The organism is Mesorhizobium sp. B2-3-10 (genome assembly GCF_006442275.1).
Taxonomy (GTDB): Bacteria; Pseudomonadota; Alphaproteobacteria; order Rhizobiales; family Rhizobiaceae; genus Mesorhizobium; species Mesorhizobium australicum.
The window spans coordinates 997,270-1,015,644 of sequence record NZ_VFVT01000001.1; the positions used below are offsets into that span (position 1 = coordinate 997,270).

Annotated in this window: 21 protein-coding genes; 13 read left to right on the forward strand and 8 right to left on the reverse strand. The window is 62.6% G+C overall.

Annotated features, from left to right (window positions below):
• Nucleotides 1-472 precede the first annotated feature (472 nt).
• The 6 genes from pstS to phoB all read left to right on the forward strand — a co-directional run bounded on the left by pstS (nt 473) and on the right by phoB (nt 5,675).
• Complete coding sequence (gene pstS / locus FJ943_RS05085) at nt 473-1,528, forward strand: phosphate ABC transporter substrate-binding protein PstS (protein WP_140662988.1); 1,056 nt, start codon at nt 473-475, stop codon at nt 1,526-1,528.
• A 66-nt stretch (nt 1,529-1,594) separates the two neighbouring features.
• Nucleotides 1,595-2,578: a phosphate ABC transporter permease subunit PstC gene (pstC, locus tag FJ943_RS05090; RefSeq protein ID WP_140720100.1), complete on the forward strand. Its 984-nt coding sequence runs from the start codon at nt 1,595-1,597 to the stop codon at nt 2,576-2,578.
• 3 nt (nt 2,579-2,581) lie between these two features.
• Nucleotides 2,582-3,433, forward strand: a complete 852-nt coding sequence (gene pstA, locus FJ943_RS05095; RefSeq protein ID WP_015315385.1) for a phosphate ABC transporter permease PstA — start codon at nt 2,582-2,584, stop codon at nt 3,431-3,433.
• Entirely contained in the window at nt 3,430-4,233 is an 804-nt protein-coding gene (gene pstB, locus FJ943_RS05100; RefSeq protein WP_140509733.1) for a phosphate ABC transporter ATP-binding protein PstB, read from the forward strand. Before pstA ends, pstB begins: the two co-directional genes overlap by 4 nt.
• 25 nt (nt 4,234-4,258) lie before the next feature.
• Entirely contained in the window at nt 4,259-4,966 is a 708-nt protein-coding gene (gene phoU / locus FJ943_RS05105) for a phosphate signaling complex protein PhoU (RefSeq protein ID WP_140662983.1), read from the forward strand.
• Between the two features lie 19 nt (nt 4,967-4,985).
• Complete coding sequence (gene phoB, locus FJ943_RS05110) at nt 4,986-5,675, forward strand: phosphate regulon transcriptional regulator PhoB (RefSeq protein ID WP_010911896.1); 690 nt, start codon at nt 4,986-4,988, stop codon at nt 5,673-5,675.
• 2 nt (nt 5,676-5,677) lie between these two features.
• On the opposite strand, the gene FJ943_RS05115 is transcribed toward phoB, so the two are convergent.
• Nucleotides 5,678-6,913 (reverse strand): ROK family protein, encoded by a 1,236-nt coding sequence (locus FJ943_RS05115; protein WP_140720102.1) that lies wholly within the window; start codon nt 6,911-6,913, stop codon nt 5,678-5,680.
• Nucleotides 6,914-7,179: 266 nt separating this feature from the next.
• Here FJ943_RS05115 and xylF point away from each other — a divergent pair, with 266 nt between their 5' ends.
• The 4 genes from xylF (at nt 7,180) to FJ943_RS05135 (ending at nt 12,407) form a co-directional block, all read left to right on the forward strand.
• Nucleotides 7,180-8,220, forward strand: a complete 1,041-nt coding sequence (gene xylF / locus FJ943_RS05120; RefSeq protein WP_140720103.1) for a D-xylose ABC transporter substrate-binding protein — start codon at nt 7,180-7,182, stop codon at nt 8,218-8,220.
• Nucleotides 8,221-8,456: 236 nt separating this feature from the next.
• Nucleotides 8,457-9,809: a sugar ABC transporter permease gene (locus FJ943_RS05125; protein ID WP_015315390.1), complete on the forward strand. Its 1,353-nt coding sequence runs from the start codon at nt 8,457-8,459 to the stop codon at nt 9,807-9,809.
• A 10-nt stretch (nt 9,810-9,819) separates the two neighbouring features.
• On the forward strand, nt 9,820-10,644 hold the full coding sequence (locus tag FJ943_RS05130; protein ID WP_140720105.1) for an ATP-binding cassette domain-containing protein: 825 nt from the start codon (nt 9,820-9,822) through the stop codon (nt 10,642-10,644).
• Between the two features lie 140 nt (nt 10,645-10,784).
• The gene (locus FJ943_RS05135; RefSeq protein ID WP_140662975.1) at nt 10,785-12,407 is read left to right on the forward strand and encodes a CHASE domain-containing protein; all 1,623 of its coding nucleotides are present in this window, start codon (nt 10,785-10,787) and stop codon (nt 12,405-12,407) included.
• Nucleotides 12,408-12,498: 91 nt separating this feature from the next.
• Here the strand turns inward: FJ943_RS05135 and FJ943_RS05140 are convergent, their stop codons facing one another.
• The 6 genes from FJ943_RS05140 to FJ943_RS05160 all read right to left on the reverse strand — a co-directional run bounded on the left by FJ943_RS05140 (nt 12,499) and on the right by FJ943_RS05160 (nt 16,014).
• Entirely contained in the window at nt 12,499-12,744 is a 246-nt protein-coding gene (locus FJ943_RS05140) for a YMGG-like glycine zipper-containing protein (protein ID WP_015315393.1), read from the reverse strand.
• Between the two features lie 82 nt (nt 12,745-12,826).
• Nucleotides 12,827-13,153 carry a hypothetical protein gene (locus FJ943_RS05145; RefSeq protein WP_015315394.1) on the reverse strand — a complete coding sequence of 109 codons (327 nt, stop codon included), beginning with the start codon at nt 13,151-13,153 and terminating at the stop codon, nt 12,827-12,829.
• Between the two features lie 164 nt (nt 13,154-13,317).
• A complete protein-coding gene (locus FJ943_RS29545) occupies nt 13,318-13,494 on the reverse strand; it encodes a hypothetical protein (RefSeq protein WP_015315395.1) in 177 nt (58 codons plus the stop codon).
• Between the two features lie 133 nt (nt 13,495-13,627).
• Nucleotides 13,628-14,662, reverse strand: a complete 1,035-nt coding sequence (locus FJ943_RS05150; RefSeq protein ID WP_140712711.1) for a sensor histidine kinase — start codon at nt 14,660-14,662, stop codon at nt 13,628-13,630.
• 187 nt (nt 14,663-14,849) lie between these two features.
• A complete protein-coding gene (locus FJ943_RS05155; protein WP_010911886.1) occupies nt 14,850-15,014 on the reverse strand; it encodes a DUF1328 domain-containing protein in 165 nt (54 codons plus the stop codon).
• Nucleotides 15,015-15,219: 205 nt separating this feature from the next.
• Nucleotides 15,220-16,014 carry a response regulator gene (locus FJ943_RS05160; RefSeq protein ID WP_015315397.1) on the reverse strand — a complete coding sequence of 265 codons (795 nt, stop codon included), beginning with the start codon at nt 16,012-16,014 and terminating at the stop codon, nt 15,220-15,222.
• A gap of 217 nt (nt 16,015-16,231) precedes the next feature.
• Here FJ943_RS05160 and FJ943_RS05165 point away from each other — a divergent pair, with 217 nt between their 5' ends.
• Nucleotides 16,232-16,435 (forward strand): NepR family anti-sigma factor, encoded by a 204-nt coding sequence (locus FJ943_RS05165; protein WP_140720107.1) that lies wholly within the window; start codon nt 16,232-16,234, stop codon nt 16,433-16,435.
• A gap of 3 nt (nt 16,436-16,438) precedes the next feature.
• Nucleotides 16,439-16,990 carry an RNA polymerase sigma factor gene (locus tag FJ943_RS05170; protein WP_010911883.1) on the forward strand — a complete coding sequence of 184 codons (552 nt, stop codon included), beginning with the start codon at nt 16,439-16,441 and terminating at the stop codon, nt 16,988-16,990.
• Nucleotides 16,991-17,035: 45 nt separating this feature from the next.
• On the opposite strand, the gene FJ943_RS05175 is transcribed toward FJ943_RS05170, so the two are convergent.
• A complete protein-coding gene (locus FJ943_RS05175) occupies nt 17,036-17,416 on the reverse strand; it encodes a response regulator (RefSeq protein WP_167331110.1) in 381 nt (126 codons plus the stop codon).
• Nucleotides 17,417-17,556: 140 nt separating this feature from the next.
• Between FJ943_RS05175 and FJ943_RS05180 the strand changes: the two genes are divergently transcribed.
• Nucleotides 17,557-18,318, forward strand: a complete 762-nt coding sequence (locus tag FJ943_RS05180; protein ID WP_015315400.1) for a Crp/Fnr family transcriptional regulator — start codon at nt 17,557-17,559, stop codon at nt 18,316-18,318.
• Nucleotides 18,319-18,375: the final 57 nt, after the last annotated feature.

Sequence of the window (18,375 nt, forward strand, 5' to 3'; positions counted from 1 at the left end):
CGCTGCTACCGCTGCGTGCAATGACTATGGTGCGATCGCGCCATATCAAAGGCGGTGTCCAGCCGGAACAATAGCGAAATCGAATTCCGCTCTTCTCAGTTACGGGCGGGAGCAGCGACCGCCTGCAAGAAACAGTGTCACTCTACCCCAACGGACCTGTTTTTGGCGATGGCCCGGCCATGACACGCTCTGGCTGCGAGCAACGCGCTCCCGTCCGGATTTTCTTCATTTGGGAAAGCCTGGTCGAGTCCGGGGTGATTCCAGCCGTCGGAGGGCTCAAGCCCCTGATTCCGGCGGCAAACTCGGACCGCGCCGCGAGCGCCCGAGACCGGCGTCTTTCGCGTTACCGGCAACGCGTTACCGGGCTGACATGAAACTGTCATGCGACTGTTATAATCGAAGGCTATTGGCCTCAGCGGGCGCCGGCAAGAAGTGGCGCCGAGAGACCATCTTCCGAACAGGAGCAGGCCACATGAGACATTTCATCCGCTCGGCGGCCGTTGCGATTGCAATGGCTGCGGCGTCCACCCTCACCCTTTCCGCAGCAATGGCAGCTGACCTTTCCGGCGCCGGCTCGACCTTCATCTATCCGGTGTTCGCCAAATGGGCCGACACCTACAAGAAGGATACTGGCATCGGCCTCAACTATCAGTCGATCGGCTCGGGCGGCGGCATCAAGCAGGTCATCGCCAAGACCGTGACCTTCGGCGCCACCGACAAGCCGATGTCCGACGCCGATCTCGAAAAGAACGGCCTCGTGCAGTTCCCGATGGTGATGGGCGGCATCGTGCCGATCGTCAACCTCACGGGCATCAAGCCGGGCGAACTCGTCCTCGACGGCAAGACGCTGGCCCAGATCTATCTCGGCGCGATCACCACCTGGGACGATGCCGCGATCAAGGCCCTGAACCCCTCGCTCACCCTGCCGTCGACCGCTATCGCCGTCGTTCATCGTTCGGACGGCTCGGGCACGACCTTCAACTTCACTGACTACCTCGTGAAGCTCTCGCCCGACTGGAAGGACAAGGTCGGCTCGGATACGGCCGTCGAATGGCCGACCGGCGTCGGCGCCAAGGGCAGCGAAGGCGTTGCCAACACCGTCAAGCAGACCGACGGCGGCATCGGCTATGTCGAATATGCCTATGCCAAGCAGAACAATCTCTCCTACTCCAAGATGCTGAACGCCGCCGGCAAGGTCGTCGAGCCGTCGCTCGAATCCTTCGGCGCGGCTGCTTCGAACGCCGACTTCAAGGGCGCCAAGAACTTCAACGTCATCATCACCAACGAGCCGGGCGACGCCACTTGGCCGATCGCTGCCTCGACCTGGGTGCTGATCCACAAGACCCCGGACGATGCCGCGGCCACCGGCGAAGCGCTCAAGTTCTTTGCCTGGGCCTACAAGGACGGCAAGGAAACCGCCAAGGCGCTCGACTATGTGTCGATCCCCGATAGCGTCGTCGACCTGATCAAGGCTTCGTGGAAGGCCGACATCAAGGCCGACGGCAAGCCCGTCTACGCCGGCGAGTAATATCTTTCTGGAGGAGCGCCGCCCCGCGGCGCTCCTTTTCAATCAACACAAAGAGCCGAGCTTGACATGAGCGCTGCCCACGAAGCCTTGCCAGCCATTCGAGGTTCACGCGACGCCACCGTCAGACGGTTCGCGTTGACCGATTCGATCTTCCATGGGCTGACCCGCGCCGCCGCCATTCTCGTGCTGGTGCTGCTCGGCGGCGTCGCTATCTCGCTGTTCGCCGGTTCCTGGCAGGCACTGTCGACCTTCGGCTTCTCCTTTCTGACCACCGAGAGCTGGAATCCCGTCACCGAGAAATTCGGCGCCCTGGCGCCGATCTATGGCACCATCATCACTTCGGCCATCGCCATTCTGATCGCTGTGCCGCTCGGTATCGGCATCGCCATTTTTCTCACCGAGCTTTGCCCGCGTCCGCTCCGGCGCCCGATCGGCATGGCCGTGGAACTGCTGGCCGGCATCCCGTCGATCATCTATGGCATCTGGGGCCTGTTCGTGCTGGCACCGTTCCTGCAGACGACAGTGCAACCATTCATCATCAACGTGTTCCATGGCATTCCCGGCCTTAGCAGCCTGTTTGCCGGTCCGCCCTACGGCATCGGCCTGCTGACCTCGTCGCTGATCCTCGCCATCATGGTGCTGCCCTTCATCACCTCGATCACCAAGGATGTGTTCGACACGGTGCCGCCGGTGCTGAAGGAGTCCGCCTACGGCATTGGCTGCACGACCTGGGAAGTGACACGCCGCGTCGTCATCCCCTACACCCGCATAGGCATCATGGGCGGCGTCATGCTCGGCCTCGGCCGCGCGCTCGGCGAAACCATGGCGGTCACCTTCGTCATCGGCAACGCCCACCGGATCAGCGCCTCGCTGTTCGCGCCGGCAACGACGATCTCGGCAACCATCGCCAACGAATTCACCGAAGCCGTCGGCGATCTCTACACTTCCTCGTTGGTGGCGCTCGGCCTGATCCTGTTCGTCATCACCTTCCTCATCCTTGCCGTCGCCCGCTACATGCTGATGCGCATCGATGCCCGTACCGGAGTCTGACCGATGTCGACAGCCGCATCGCTTCACCAGAGCCGCAAGCGCAAGAACGGCGTGATGATGACGCTCTGCGTCATCGCCGCCGGCATCGGCCTTGCCTGGCTGGCGCTGATCCTCGGCGCGCTGCTCTATAAGGGCCTGTCGGGCGTTTCGCTCTCAGTGTTCACGGAAATGACCCCGCCGCCCGGTGATGCCGGTGGCCTGCTCAACGCCATCTACGGCAGCATCGTGATGACCATTATCGGCATCGTCGTCGGCACGCCGATCGGCGTGCTGGCCGGCACCTACATGGCCGAATATGGCCGCTTTTCGAAGCTCACCACCGTGGTGCGCTTTATCAACGACATCCTGCTGTCGGCGCCCTCAATCATCATCGGCCTGTTCGTCTACGAATTGATGGTACGGCCGATGGGGCATTTCTCGGCCATCGCCGGTGCCGTGGCACTGGCCATCCTGGTCATTCCCGTCGTGGTGCGTACCACCGAGGACATGCTCAACCTTGTGCCGAACGCTTTGCGCGAGGCCGGCACGGCGATTGGCGCGCCGCGCTGGGTGGTGATCCGTTCGGTGGCCTACCGCGCGGCGATGTCCGGCATCGTCACCGGCATATTGCTGGCCATTGCCCGCATTTCCGGCGAGACGGCGCCGCTACTCTTCACAGCGCTCAACAACCAGTTCTGGTCGAGCAATCTCAATGCGCCGATGGCCAGCCTGCCGGTGACCATCTTCCAGTTCGCTCTCAGCCCTTACGAGGAGTGGCAGCAACTGGCGTGGACCGGCGCACTCATAATCACATTGACGGTTCTCGCGCTCAGCATCTTTGCGCGCAGCCTGACCGGACGCAGAGAGGACAAATGAGCCAGATGTTGTCTCCAGACATGACGATTGCGACAGAGGCAGCCGCCAAGGCGAAGATCGAGGTCAAGAACCTCAATTTCTACTACGGCCAGTCGAAGGCGCTGAAAGACATCACCTTGTCGCTGCCCGAGCGCAGCGTGACGGCCTTCATCGGACCGTCGGGTTGCGGAAAGTCGACGCTGCTGCGCGTCTTCAACCGCATCTACGAGCTCTACCCCAAGCAGACCGCCGAGGGTCAGGTGCTGCTCGACGGCCAGAACGTTCTCGACCGCTCGCAGGACCTCAACCTGTTGCGCACCAAGATCGGCATGGTGTTCCAGAAGCCGACGCCGTTCCCGATGTCGATCTATGAGAATATCGCCTTCGGCGTCAGGCTCTATGAGAAGATCGGCAAGGCCGAGATGGACGGCCGTGTCGAGCAGGCGTTGAAACGCGCCGCGCTGTGGAACGAGGTCAAGGACAAGCTCAATGCCAGCGGCCTCAGCCTGTCGGGCGGCCAGCAGCAGCGGCTTTGCATCGCCCGCACCGTGGCGGTCAAGCCGGAGGTCATCCTGCTCGACGAACCGGCCTCGGCGCTCGACCCATTGTCGACCGCCAAGATCGAGGAATTGATCGACGAGTTGCAGGCCGACTACACGATCGTCATCGTCACCCACAACATGCAGCAGGCCGCGCGCGTCTCGAAGCAGACGGCTTTCATGTATCTGGGCGAGCTGGTCGAATTCGACAAGACCGAGAAGATCTTCACGTCGCCTCGCGAGAAGCGCACGCAGGACTACATCACCGGCCGCTTCGGCTGATCTCACGCATACGAGGACCAGGATCATGGCCGAACACACAGTCGCAGCCTTCGACGAGGATCTCGGACAGATCAGCAAGCTGATCAGCGACATGGGCGATCTCGCCGGCACGATGGTCGGCGGCGCCACCAAGGCGCTGCTGAATTCCGACAACGCGCTGGCACAGCGCGTCGTCTCCGACGACGCCATCATGGACGCGCGCCAGCGCGAACTCGATGATCGCGCCATCACCCTGATCGCCAAGCGCCAGCCGATGGCCGACGATCTGCGTCATGTCGTCGGCTCGATCCGCATGGCGGGCGATCTCGAACGCATCGGCGACCTTGCCAAGAACATCGCCAAGCGCGTCGGCTCGGTAGGCCTCACCGCCACGCCGCGCGACTTGTCGCATTCCATCGACTCCATGGCGCAGCTGGTGCTGATCCAGGTGCAGGGCGTCGTCGAGGAATATGCGGCCGGCGATGCCGCCGCCCTCGCCAAGCTCAGGAATGACGACGAACGCATCGACGTCAAATACACTTCGGTCTTCCGCGAACTCCTGACTTACATGATGGAGGATCCCCGCAACATCACGGCTTGCACGCATCTTTTGTTCTGCGCCAAGAATCTCGAACGCATCGGCGACCATGTGACCAACATCGCCGAGAATGCGTATTATGTGCTGACCGGCACGCAACTGCCCGCCAACCGTCCGAAGCAGGACGAGACGGCGATGTCGGTGCCGGCGGCTTGACGGCAGGGATGATCGATCGATGATCGCGCCACGCATCATGGTGGTGGAGGACGAGGAGCCGCTGGGCGTGCTCCTCCGCTACAACCTGGAGTCCGAGGGTTACCAGGTCGAGGTGGTGACACGCGGCGACGAAGCCGAGATACGCCTCCAGGAAAACGTGCCCGACCTGCTGGTGCTCGACTGGATGGTGCCGGCGGTTTCCGGCATCGAACTCTGTCGGCGCCTGCGCATGCGGCCCGAGACGGAGCGACTGCCGATCATCATGCTGACGGCGCGCGGCGAGGAGAGCGATCGCGTGCGCGGCCTCTCGACCGGCGCCGACGACTATCTGGTCAAGCCGTTCTCGACGCCGGAATTCATGGCCCGGGTCAAGGCGCTGCTGCGCCGCGCCAAACCGGAAGTGCTGTCCAGCGTGCTCAAGGTCGGCGACATCGTGCTCGACCGCGAATCGCACCGGGTCTATCGCAAGAAGAGCGAGATCCGGCTCGGACCGACCGAGTTCCGGCTACTCGAATTCATGATGCGCCATCCCGGCCGCGTGTTCTCGCGCAGCCAGTTGCTCGACAATGTCTGGGGCGAGACGATCTACATCGACGAGCGCACCGTGGATGTGCATGTCGGCCGCCTGCGCAAGGCGGTCAACAATGGCCGCATGCCCGATGTGATACGCACCATCCGTGGCGCAGGCTACGCAATCCGCGAGGATTGAGATCAGGCCACGTTCTTGCCGGATCTCACCTGCACGCCCGGCGCGAAAATCTCCTGGTCGACGAAGGTGAGCGCGCGCATGGCGCAGCCCTCGCGGATCAGCGGCAATTCGTTCGGCTCTGTATCGAAGGAAATCGATTTCGAATGCTGGCCGCCGGCGGTCTGGGCGATGGCCTCGCGCAAGGCCGGCTCGATCAGATCGAAGGCGGCGGCGCTGACGCCGACCATCGCAACCGGCGCCGGATCGATCAGCGCGAACAGGCTGCCAAGGCCATAGCCCAGCGCCTCGCCGGCCTTGCGATAGGCCTCGCGCTCCGGTCCGTCTCTTTCGCGCGCCGTAGCCGCCAATGCGCGCATGTCGGCGTCGCTGACGTCGACCGGTTTGGCGTCCTCACCCAGCTGTCCTGCATTACGCCAGATGGCATAGTTGCCGGCATAGGCCTCGACGCAGCCGCGCCGCCCGCAGCGGCAGAGCGCGCCGCCGGGGCGATGGATCATGTGGCCGAACTCGCCGCCCGAGGAATGGGTGCCGGTGAACAGCTCGCCCTTCAGCACCAGCCCCATGCCGATGCCGTGCGAGAGCAGGATGGCGATGAAGTCGTCGCGGTAGCGCTCGGGGTCGCGCCAGCGCAGCGCCACAGCCATCATGTTGCAGTCGTTCTCCATGGTGGCGGGGATGCCGAATTCGGCTTCGAGTATGTCGGCGAAGGCAATGTCCGTCTGCGGCGTGATCGGCGACCACAGCATGGCGCGCGCCTCGGTGTCGGTGATACCCTGGATCGCCAGCGCGATGCGGGCGATGCTGGCGACGTCGAGGTCGGGATCTTCGAGGCGGCGGCGGACGATGGCCACGCATTCGCCGATCAGCGCCTCGCGGGACATGGTCAGCGTGTCCAGCCGGCGCTGCTCCTCCGATATCACCTGGCCGGCGTAGTCGATGACGGCGACGGAGAGGAAATTCAGCGACAGCACCACGGTCATGACCGCCGCGGCCTCGGGGTTGAGACCAAGGCCAACCTGCGGCCGGCCGCGTTTCAGTGAGCCGGCCTCGTTCGGCTTGCCTTCGCTCAGGATACCTTCGCCGATCAGGTCGGCTGATATCGCCGATATGGTCGAGTGGCTCAGGGCGGTGGTGGCGGCGATCTCGGTGCGCGAGGGCTGGCCACCCCGGCGCACGGCTCCAATCACCATTGCGCGGTTGCGCCGGCGCAGATCGTCGTGGCGGATTCCGACCGACATGATTTCCCTCCCCGTCGCCGCGGTTCTTGACGCCCCCTCGAACACCTCCGGCAACGGGTCGAATACTGGCAGAAGCGGCTGGGGCTGTCATTTATTTATTGCGGGGCTCGAAAAAAGGCTTCCGGCACCTCAAAATCCGTCAGAATCGATGTTGACAGTGTTCCGGCGATGGACCAGTGTTTTTTCGAGGCTCGAAAAAATTAGGGCCTTTGTGCCGGCCTTAGGGCCAGTTTGGTCGCGCCACACGCGGGCGCAGGGAGGATATCATGAAGAGATTCACAGTCGCCATTCTGGCGGGTGTCGCCATGTCGCTGACGCTGGCGTCGGTCGCGCAGGCAAAGGACAAGGTCATCGGCGTGTCGTGGTCCAACTTCCAGGAGGAGCGCTGGAAGACCGACGAGGCGGCCATGAAGAAGGCGATCGAGGCCGCGGGCGACAAGTACATTTCCGCCGATGCGCAGTCCAATCCCGGCAAGCAGCTGACCGATGTCGAGAGCCTGATTTCGCAGGGTGCCAATTCGCTGATCATCCTGGCGCAGGACGCGTCGGCCATCGGCCCGGCGGTACAGAAGGCGCTCGACGAGGGCATTCCGGTCGTCGGCTATGACCGCCTGATCGAGAACAAGGACGTCTTCTACCTGACCTTCGACAACAAGGAAGTTGGCCGCATGCAGGCCCGCGAAGTGTTCAAGGTGAAGCCTGAGGGCAATTACGTCTTCATCAAGGGCTCCGGCGCCGATCCGAATGCCGACTTCCTGTTCTCGGGCTCGATGGAAGTGCTGAAGGCGGCCATAGACAGCGGCAAGATCAAGAATGTCGGCGAAGCCTATACGGACGGCTGGCTGCCCGCCAACGCCCAGAAGAACATGGAACAGTTCCTCACCGCCAACGACAACAAGGTGGACGCCGTGGTCGCCGCCAATGACGGCACCGCCGGCGGCGTCGTCGCGGCGCTGACGGCGCAGGGGCTCGCCGGCACCGTGCCGGTCTCCGGCCAGGACGGCGACCACGCCGCGCTCAACCGCATCGCGCTCGGCACCCAGACCGTGTCGGTGTGGAAGGACGCGCGCGAACTCGGCAAGAACGCCGCCGAGATCGCCTCGCAACTCGCCGACAGCAAGAAGATGACCGACATCGCCGGCGTGAAGGACTTCACGACGCCTGGCGGCAACACCGTCAAGTCGCTGTTCCTGACCCCGGTGGCCATCACCAAGGACAATCTCAACCTCGTCATCGACGCCGGCTGGATCAAGAAGGACGAAGTCTGCACGGGCGTTGCCGCGGGCAGCGTCGCGGCCTGCAACTGAGCTTGATCGCCTGAAAAGTCGGAAACGCCGCGGCGTGGAACGGTCAGTGTTCTGAACACTGGCCGTTCCAATTTCCTTGTCTTCGCAATTCCGGACAAAAACCCTTACGCACTTTTCCTGGAATTGCTTCCAAGCCGCGGCGTTTTCCCGACAAGATTTGTGTTTCCGCCGCTGGCGGCTAACTTCTGGGCTCTGGTCCGGCTCCGCGTCAGACGGCAAGCCGCTGGGAGGACATCATGACCGACACGACCTCAACCTCGCAGGCCGATACGGCGCGTGCGTCGGAACTCGGCGCGGTCGCGCGTTTCCTGAAGGCGACCGAGATCGATACCCGCATGCTCGGCATGATCGGCGCGCTGCTGCTGATCTGGGTCGCGCTGCATGTGATTTCGAGCCTGCGTCTTGGTGTCAATCCGCTCGATTTCGACAGCCGCACGTTCCTCACGCCACGCAATCTGTGGAACCTGTCGGTGCAGACGTCCGCGGTCGCCATCATGGCCTGCGGCATGGTGCTGGTCATCGTCATGCGCAACATCGACCTGTCCGTCGGTTCCGCCGAGGGCTTGATCGGCATGGTCATGGGCTTTGCGCAGGTACATTTCCTGGTTCGGTTCGTAGGACTTGAACTCGGCAACCCATGGATCTGGGTCCTGGCACTGGTCATCGGTCTGGCGCTCGGGCTTTTGATCGGCGCCTTCCAGGGCTTCGTCATCGCCTATCTCGAAGTGCCGGCCTTCATCGTCACGCTGGGTGGCCTGCTGGTCTGGCGCGGCGCCGCCTGGTGGGTCACGTCAGGCCAGACGGTGGCACCGCTCGACGCCACGTTCCAGCTTATGGGCGGCGGACCGGCCGGATCGATCGGCGCCACCTGGAGCTGGGTCGTCGGCATCGTCGCCTGCCTGGCCGTCGTGTTCGCGCTGTTCAACGGGCGGGTCCAGCGCAAGCGCTTCCGCTTCCCCCTGCGGCCGATCTGGGCCGAGACGCTGCTCGGCGTCGTCACCTGCGCCGTCATCATGGGCGCGGTCTGGCTAGCCAACTCCTATCCATGGCCGATCGGGATCGTGAACCGGTACGCGGCCGCCAACAACATCACCGTGCCGGAGGGCGGGCTGTTCATCGCCCACGGCATCGCCATACCGGTGCTGATGGCGGTCGCCGTCGGTCTGGTCATGACCTTCATCACCAACCGCACCCGTTTCGGCCGTTATGTCTTTGCTATCGGCGGCAATCCGGAAGCGGCCAATCTCGCCGGCATCAACACGCGCTGGATCACCATGAAGGTGTTCATGATCATGGGCGTGCTGGCCACGATCGCCGCCGCCATTTCGTCGGCCCGGCAGAACTCGTCCACCAATGTGCTGGGAACATTGGATGAGCTGCTGGTCATTGCCGCGGCCGTCATCGGCGGCACCTCGCTTGCCGGCGGCTCGGGAACCATCATCGGCGCCATGCTCGGTGCATTGCTGATGCAGTCGCTGCAGTCGGGCATGGTGCTGCTCGGTGTCGATTCGCCGTTGCAAAGCATCGTCGTCGGCGCCGTGCTGGTCATCGCCGTCTGGCTCGACACCGTCTATCGCAAGCGGGTTTAGGGATACGACCATGGCTGACAAAACCGCTCCCGTAAGGGCCCTCACAACTGCGCTCACTGGCACGCCGCTGGTCGACATGCGCAACATCTCGATCGCCTTCGGCGGCATCCGCGCCGTCGACGACGCCTCGATCGATCTTTTCCCCGGCGAGGTCGTGGCACTGCTCGGCCACAACGGCGCCGGCAAGTCGACGCTGATCAAGATCCTGTCCGGCGCCTACAAGCGCGATGCGGGCCAGATCTTCGTCAATGGCGAGGAGGCAGCGATTTCCAACCCGCGCGACGCCAAGAAATACGGTATCGAGACGATCTACCAGACGCTGGCGCTGGCCGACAATGTCGATGCCGCCGCCAACCTGTTCCTCGGCCGCGAACTGATGACCGCCTGGGGCACGCTCGACGACGTCGCCATGGAGGCCGAGGCGCGCAAGGTGATGGGGCGGCTCAATCCCCGCTTCCAGCGCTTCAAGGAGCCGGTGATCAAGCTGTCAGGCGGTCAGCGGCAATCGGTGGCGATCGCCCGCGCGATCCTGTTCAATGCCCGCATCCTGATCATGGACGAGCCGACGGCGGCACTTGGGCCCCAGGAAACCGCCCAGGTCGGCGAGTTGGTCAGGCAGCTCAAATCCGATGGCATCGGCATCTTCCTGATCAGCCACGACATCCACGACGTGTTCGAGCTGGCCGACCGTGTCTGCGTGATGAAGAATGGCCAGGTGGTCGGTACCGCCCGCACGACTGACGTCACGCAGGACGAGGTGCTTGGGATGATCATCCTGGGCAAATGTCCTCCAGGTGCCATACCGGGGCCGGGCGCGCTGAAGATCGCCGCCTGAGGCCGGTCAGGCCGCTTCGGGCACGCCCCGTTGCCGGTCACGTGATATGCCAGTGATCACGATGGTGTGGCCTGACCATTGTGTTGGCCCGGCGACTTGCCCATAAAAGGTCCTGTTTTGCTCATGGACCGCATCATCCGTTGAAGAAGCTTTTTCCAATCGTCGCGTTCATTGCCGTTGCACTGATCAGCATGACCATGGCGGGGTTCGCTTATTTCGCGACGCAGGAAGCCGCCCGCATCAAGTTCGAAGGGGCGGCCGATGACGCCCTCAACCGGATCGAGAGCCGCATCGACCTGCACCTGTCGCTGCTGCGCTCGACACAGGCCCTGTTCGACGCACGCAACGGCGATATTTCCCAGAACGAGTTCAAGGCATTCTTCAAGGCGCTGGATGTCGACAACAATTTCGCCGGCCTGCGAGGCATCGGCTTCCTGCGGCTGGTCAGGACGGGCGACGAGGCAGCGGTGGAACGCGACACCCTCCACGATTTCGGCGCCAGTCATCCGGTCTATCCGGATACGACGCAGGCCTGGCGCACGCCGATCGCGCTTTTCGAGCCGCTCGATCCGTCCAACCAGACCATCATCGGCTATGACATGTTCAGCGAGCCGGTGCGGCGTGCGGCGATCGAAAAAGCCATGGCCGATGACCAGCAGCATGCGAGCGGGCTGGTGCAACTCGGCCAGGGCACGGGCGTGGCGCAGACTTTCACGGGCTTCCTGGTCTATGTGCGGCTCAATGTGGAAACCGCACCGGAGGTCATCAACGCATCGCGGTCCTCGACCGCCGGCTTTCTCTATGCGGCCTTTCGGGCCCGGGACCTGTTCCAGATCGCGCTCAGCCGTGCGCCGCTGCTGCCGGTCAACACCGAGATCTATGATGGAGCGGTGAACGGCGACAACCTGTTGTTCCGCTCGGAGACGCCACCGGCCTCATCCCTGGGAGACCGGCTGCTGGTCACCCGCAAGATGACCGTGGCGGGACGCCCTTGGACGGTATTGTTCAGGCCAACCAGCGCCTTCTCGCAACCCTCTTCGCGCGCCATCCCCGTGATGCTGGGGCTGTTCGGCCTGCTCCTGGCAGGCGCCATCGCGCTGGTGGCGCGCTATCAGGAGCGAGCCTATGACGCAGTGTCGGCCTTGCACGAGACGACGGAAAAAAGCCTGCTCGAAAAGGACCTGATGCTGCAGGAGATGAAGCATCGCATCAAGAACTCCATCACCAGGGTGCTGGCGATCGCGCGGCAGACGGCTTCGCGGGCAACCGACGTCAATGAGTTTTCCGCTTCCTTCTCGGCCAGGCTGCAGGCGATGGCCGCCTCGCAGGACATGTTGACGCGCTCGCGCTGGCAGAAAGCCGACCTTGCTGATCTGCTGCGCATCGAGCTTGGCCAGGTGTTCGGCAAGGAACTGCCGGACGGGCTCCTGTCAGGCCCGGAGGTGCTGCTCGATGAAACAACGACGCAGGCGCTTGGGCTGACCTTTCATGAACTCGCCACCAACGCGCTGAAATACGGCGAAGCCGGCAATTTCGTTGGCGCTCTCAAGGTGAACTGGTCGCTGGAAGGGCGGGGGCGCGAGCGGACGCTGGCGCTGAACTGGCGGGAGGCGGGGAAGAAGAGGGTAGAGGCGCCATCGCGGACGGGATTCGGCACCAAGCTGATCGATCTCAATGTCACGCGCGAGCTGCGCGGCACGATCAGACGCGATTTTCAGGCCGATGGCCTCAAGGTGGAAATCAAAATTCCACTGGCCGGCTGAAACCCACCCGTCAGCGGCCCTAGCGGCCGACTCCCAGCCACGAAAATCCGGAGGCCCAGGGGCCTCCGGATTTTGACTTGTTATCGCTGAATCAGTTGCAGCGGGCCGTGTAGATCCGGCCGCGATGGTCGCGATACTGGCAGTAGCCGTTGCGCAGGTTGCGAACCAGCAGGCCGGAACCGGCACCGACGGCCGCGCCGATCAAGGCACCCTTGCCGCCGCCGACCAACCCACCCACGCCCGCGCCGATCAAGCCGCCGCCGACGACGTCCTGCTCGGTCGAGGTACAGCCGCTGACGGCAACCACCGCAACCATGGCAATAAGTATTTTCCGCATAGAGTCACTCCTCACTTGTGTCCACACTTTGGTAAGCTCCAACCGCCATTTAGCACGAAACGACGGCCTTTGCTGCTGCAATTTATTGTTGGCTAAGGTCGTCTTTTTCTGGGCGGTTCGTGTTCGATGCCATGACGACGTTGGATACGGCCAACGAAGCGTCAAGACTACCATCTGGCCGCACCTTCCAGACAATCTGATCGTAGTCGTCCTCCAAGGCGGGATCGACCGCGAGGCATTTGGCGACGACATGCTGCGCCTGCCCCTGCACGTCGCCCATCGCGAAGGGGCGCTCAGCGGTGCATTCGTCAGCAGTCGCAAAAACACTGACAGGGACCTGCAATTCCCGACATTCGGCCATCGTGTTCGAGCAACCGATCACCAGCAACAACGCGGCTATGTGTTCCATGACAGATGTTCCTCTGGCCGCATTAACGGCCGGCATCGTCAAAAAGTTCCTGTCATTCCAACGGCGTTACGCGAATAGTTCGGAGAAAACCGCGGCTCCTCACGCCGCGGCGTTGGCCTGCCCGGCGACTTCAATTGGCGCGACGGAGAGGAGAGCAGATTTAGTCAGGTCAACTGCCAGAAAATGGCCAGCACCATGATCGCGGCCGCGGCAAGAACGATCCCCTTCATCAACCCCCTACCTGCTTCAGGGAGTGCCTCCATGGAGGGTTCGGATTCCAGAAATTCGCCCATCGAAATACGGGCGGCTTGTTCCAATCTGTTCATGTCGGCAATCGTCAAGACATTCCTCCCGTACCGTGCTTCGAGCCTGCCAACAATCTCCGAAGGCGGGGCAGGTTCCGACGGTATCTGGGAAAAACAGCATCCGCGCTTATGGTGAACAGCCGGTTAAGGATTGTTGTTTGCCAGGCTCTCACTGCGTCTCGAAATTGCTGTGCGGCACGACAAGGCGATATTCGAGGTGGCCCTCGCCGATATCCAGGTTCGCGGTTCCGTTCAGGGATGCCGGCACCACCCGCTCCAACGCGACGCTGCCGAATCGCCGTTGACCGCCACCACCGCGATTGACTTCTATCGTTTCGGCCCATGTCAGCGACAGCGCAACCTCCCCCGTGGCAGCAGCGTCGAGTTGGGCGGTGACCTCGACGAAGCCATCCGGCCGGGACAGGGCGCCGTAGCTCAACGAGTTGACGGCAAGTTCATGCATCGCCAGCCCGATATGCAGTGCGGCGTTGGGATTGAGGTAAGGATTGGCGCCACGAAAACGGAGGCTGTGCGACGGGTTCGCGCCATAGCGGCCGACCTGGCCCGCCACCAGTTCATGAAGGGCTGCCCCTCGCCAATTGGAGGATGTCACCAGATCCTGGGAGGAGGCCAGCGACTGCAGCCGGCCGCGGAAGCGCGTCAGGAAATCGCCGATGCCGTCGGAATAGCGACCGGTCTGGGTCGCGATGCTCTGGATGATCGCCAGGAGGTTCTTCGAGCGATGGCTGACTTCCCGCAGCAGCGTCGTCAACGTCTGTTCACGCCGCTTTTGCTCGGTCGTCTCGACCATGGTGGTGACGACGCCCTGTACATCGCCATCGTCGCCTCGGTCCGCGTCGACCCAAATCTGAAACCAGCGAACGCCATTCTCGACCGGGACACTGATTTCAAGGCGCTGGGGATTGCCGGTCGCGATCACATCGCGCTTGGCGGCGCCGATGCGGTCGGTCTGCGCCGTCGGCAAAATGCCGTTGCCATCGACATCGTCGGAGGCCCACGGGGCGCGCATGTTGCGGGCCCACACGGTCTTCATCTCGCGATCCTGATAGAGGACGGAAATGCCGGCATTGTGGAGCGCGTGGAGAAGAGCCCGGCCAAGCTGCATGCCGCTCTCCGCGGGATGCAAGGCGATCACTTCATCGCCCCGTGCGCCTTCCTCTCTATCTGAAGTCCTCGAGCGCATCGGTCAACCTGTCCACCCCAACTCAGACTGAACCGCTCACCTGCCACATCGGTTCCAAATGAATCGGGACAACCACCCTTCCTAAAGCGGTCCGCCGGACGGCGTCCAGTAAAGGACACCGCCCGGCGGTGGCTGGAAACCGTTTGAGGGGTGCGGCTTCCAGTGTTCCTCTATTCAGTCGCCAGGCTCACGCCCGTCTGAAAAGGCCGGCCAAAAGCGAAATGACCAGGAATGCGAGGAAGATGAAGAACAATATCTGCGCGATACCGGCGGATGTGCCGGCGATGCCGCCGAAACCAAGCGCGCCGGCAATAATCGCCACGACGAGAAATACGAGCGCCCAGTAAAGCATGGTTCATCTCCTTCCAATGATACGGTGAAAACGTGGGTAAATGCGGTTTGTTCCACCATTCGCCGAAAAAGCCGATGCTTGCAAACCGTTCCAGGCAGCGCGGGCTGGAAATTCGCTGGCGGCCAATCCGGCTTGTCAAGAAGGCCACCGAATGCATCGCACCCAGTGGCCTTTATGTCCTTGTCCGGCTCGCGGAGGCCGCGATTTATGCAGCGGCCTTGGCCTGCCGGTCGAAGAAGAGCGCCTGGCTGATCAGCGCCTTCACCATGTCGGGATTGAACGGCTTGGTCACGAGGAAAGCAGGCTCCGGACGCTCTCCGGTCAGCAGACGCTCGGGAAAAGCGGTGATGAAGATTACCGGCACCGATGTCGACGAGAGGATTTCGTTCACCGCCTCGATGCCCGAGCTGCCGTCGGCGAGCTGGATATCGGCCAGCACCATCTTCGGTCGGGTCTTGCCGAACATCGTCACCGCTTCGGCATGGGTGCGCGCCGTGCCCACCACCCGATGGCCGAGGCTCTCGACCATCTCCTCTATATCCATGGCAATGAGCGGCTCATCCTCGATGATCAGCACGTCGGTCGCCACCTGACGGGAAATCTCGTTGCTTGCCTGGGCAAGCAGCTCGGAGAATTGCTGGTCGCCGACATCGAGGATCTCGGCCGCCTCGTCCTCGCTGAAACCTTCGACGGCAACCAGCAGGAAGGCCTGGCGGGGAAGCGGCGCGATCGCATTGAGATTGGCGGCCGCGCGCTGTTCCCAGCCCGCCTGTGTCTGCTCTTGCGGAACGCGGATGGCAACCGATGTGAAGAGCTTGGCGAAAACCTTGTATAGTGCGATCCGGTCACTCGACGCCTCGGGGAAGATGTCGACATCGGCAATGATCGCCTCAAGCATCGCGGCGACCAGCGCGTCGCCGCTCTCCTGCGATCCCGAGACGGCACGCGAAAAGCGCCGCAGGAACGGCAGATGCGGAGCGATGGTGGCGGACAAGCTCATAATAGACGTCTCCCTCAGATGACGCGTTGAACGGATTCCAGGCTATGCCGATTGCAAGCCCCGTGGAAAACAACGCCGCTTTTTTGAAAAAGTTCCGCCGATATGGAACGAATCACCGGCAATGGCGTTTTAGCGTCGGGATGGGCAACCAGACGAGGGTGCCGCTTGCCTTGTGTTGTGTTGTGGGCGGCTTGAGTTCTGGGAATATAAGGGCGAAATGAAGGATATGACCAAAGATATTCTGGCTGGCGTCACGGGCAGGCGCCGGAACGGCGTCGGCGACCCGTTGGGGCCCAACTCCGAAATCGGACGCAAACTCAAACAATATTACGACGAGCTGGTCTCTGACAATGTGCCGGATCGCTTCGCCCAGTTGCTAAGCCAACTGGAGCAGGCCGAACCTGCACAGAAGAAGGACTAGGACATGGCAGCGGTCTCCCAAGGCTTCAAGACCGATCTGCTTGGGGCAATCCCGAGCTTGCGGGCCTTTGCCGTGTCGCTGACGCAGAATGCCGACAAGGCCGATGACCTCGTTCAGGAGACGTTGGTCAAGGCCTGGGATAAACATGAAAGCTTCCAGCCCGGCACCAACCTCAAGGCATGGCTTTTCACGATCCTGCGCAATGAATTCTATTCGCAAATGCGCAAGCGCGGCCGCGAGGTGCAGGACAGCGACGGCATCATGACGGCCCGGCTTGCAGTGCACCCGGCCCAGCACGGCCAGCTCGACCTCAAGGATTTTCGGGGTGCACTCGAGCAATTGCCGGAGGACCAGCGCGAAGCCATCATCCTGATCGGTGCATCGGGCTTCTCCTACGAGGAGGCCGCCGAAATCTGCGGTTGCGCGGTCGGTACGATCAAAAGCCGCGTCAGCAGGGCCCGCACCCGCCTGCAGGAAATCCTGAAAATCTCAGGTGAGGACGAGTATGGCCCCGACGCGATCTCGGCTCAGGTCACGGGGACGGCCGCGCATTGAAATGCGGGGCCGCATAACGGCGATTCGGACGTTGTCGCGTCAGTCTCAGCCAGGGGAGCCGCGACCATAGGCCAGCGCCACGGCCTCGACGAGGTCTTCGCCCGAATAGGGCTTGGTGACCAGCCTCACCCCCGGGAAGGACGCCTTGATCTCATCCGCATCCGAATAACCGGACGCAAACACGAACGGGACGCCGGTCTCACGAAGGCCCGCGGCAAATTCGAGCGTCGAGGCGCCACCCAGCATCAGGTCGACAATGGCCGCGTCGAAATCCTTCGCGACCTTCCGGCCATCGACTTCGGCCAAATCGCGGGCAACCACCACCTCGCCTGCACCGTGGTCACGGCAGAGTTGCTCGACATCCATGGCGATGAGGAATTCATCCTCCAGGACAAGAATGCGCAATCCATCAAGTAATTGGGGCACAGGCAATTGCTCCTTGAAACGCCGGGAGTCATGATCGTAATTTGGTGTGTTGTCATTTAAAAAAGACATCCGCCGACAGGCCGATCTCGGCAACGCGCAAAAACAGACCTGCTCACGGCAGGCATTCGCAAGGGGTCGAAATGCCGAGCCAGACCGGGCGCTCTTCCTCAAGCCGTCAATACCCCTGCGAGCAATGCCCGTTGCGGGCCCTGCCGGTGTTCCGGGAGTTCGAGAAGCCGGAGCTTGCCTTCATCAGCAAGTTCAAGAAGGGAGAACTCGCGGTCGACAAGGGTGCCACGGTCCTCGTGGAAGGAAGCCACAGCGCGCATCTCTACACGGTGCTGTCCGGCTGGGCGTTCCGCTACAAGCTGCTGCAGGACGGCCGCCGGCAGATCCTCAATTACCTCATGCCCGGCGATCTCATCGGTCTGCAAGGCAGCGTCATGGGGGAAATGCAGCATTCCGTCGAGGCGCTGTCGCCAATGCTGCTTTGCGTGTTCGAACGCGACAATCTGCTCGAGATCTACCGCAACCATCCGGGCCTTGCCTACGACATCACCTGGATCGCTTCGCGTGAAGAGCGGATGCTGGACGAGAACCTGCTCAGTGTCGGCCGCCGCAGCGCAATCGAACGCGCCGCCTATCTTGTCGCCTTCATCGCCAGCCGCGCCAAGGTCGTGGGCCTGAACGGCACGCAGTCCATCCAGATACCGATCACGCAGCAGCACATCGCCGATACGCTTGGCTTGTCGTTGGTTCACACCAACAAGACGATCCGCAAGCTGATGGACCGTCAGCTGATCGTCTGGCGCGACGGCGGTTGCGGCGTCGTCGATATTGAAGGTCTGAAACAGCTCGCCGGCTGGGAGGGGCTGGCCGAGGGCCGCCGGCCGCTGATCTGACCGACACCTTGCCGGGGCGGATCGGGTGCGCATGACGGGGGTTTTCGGGTAGTTTGT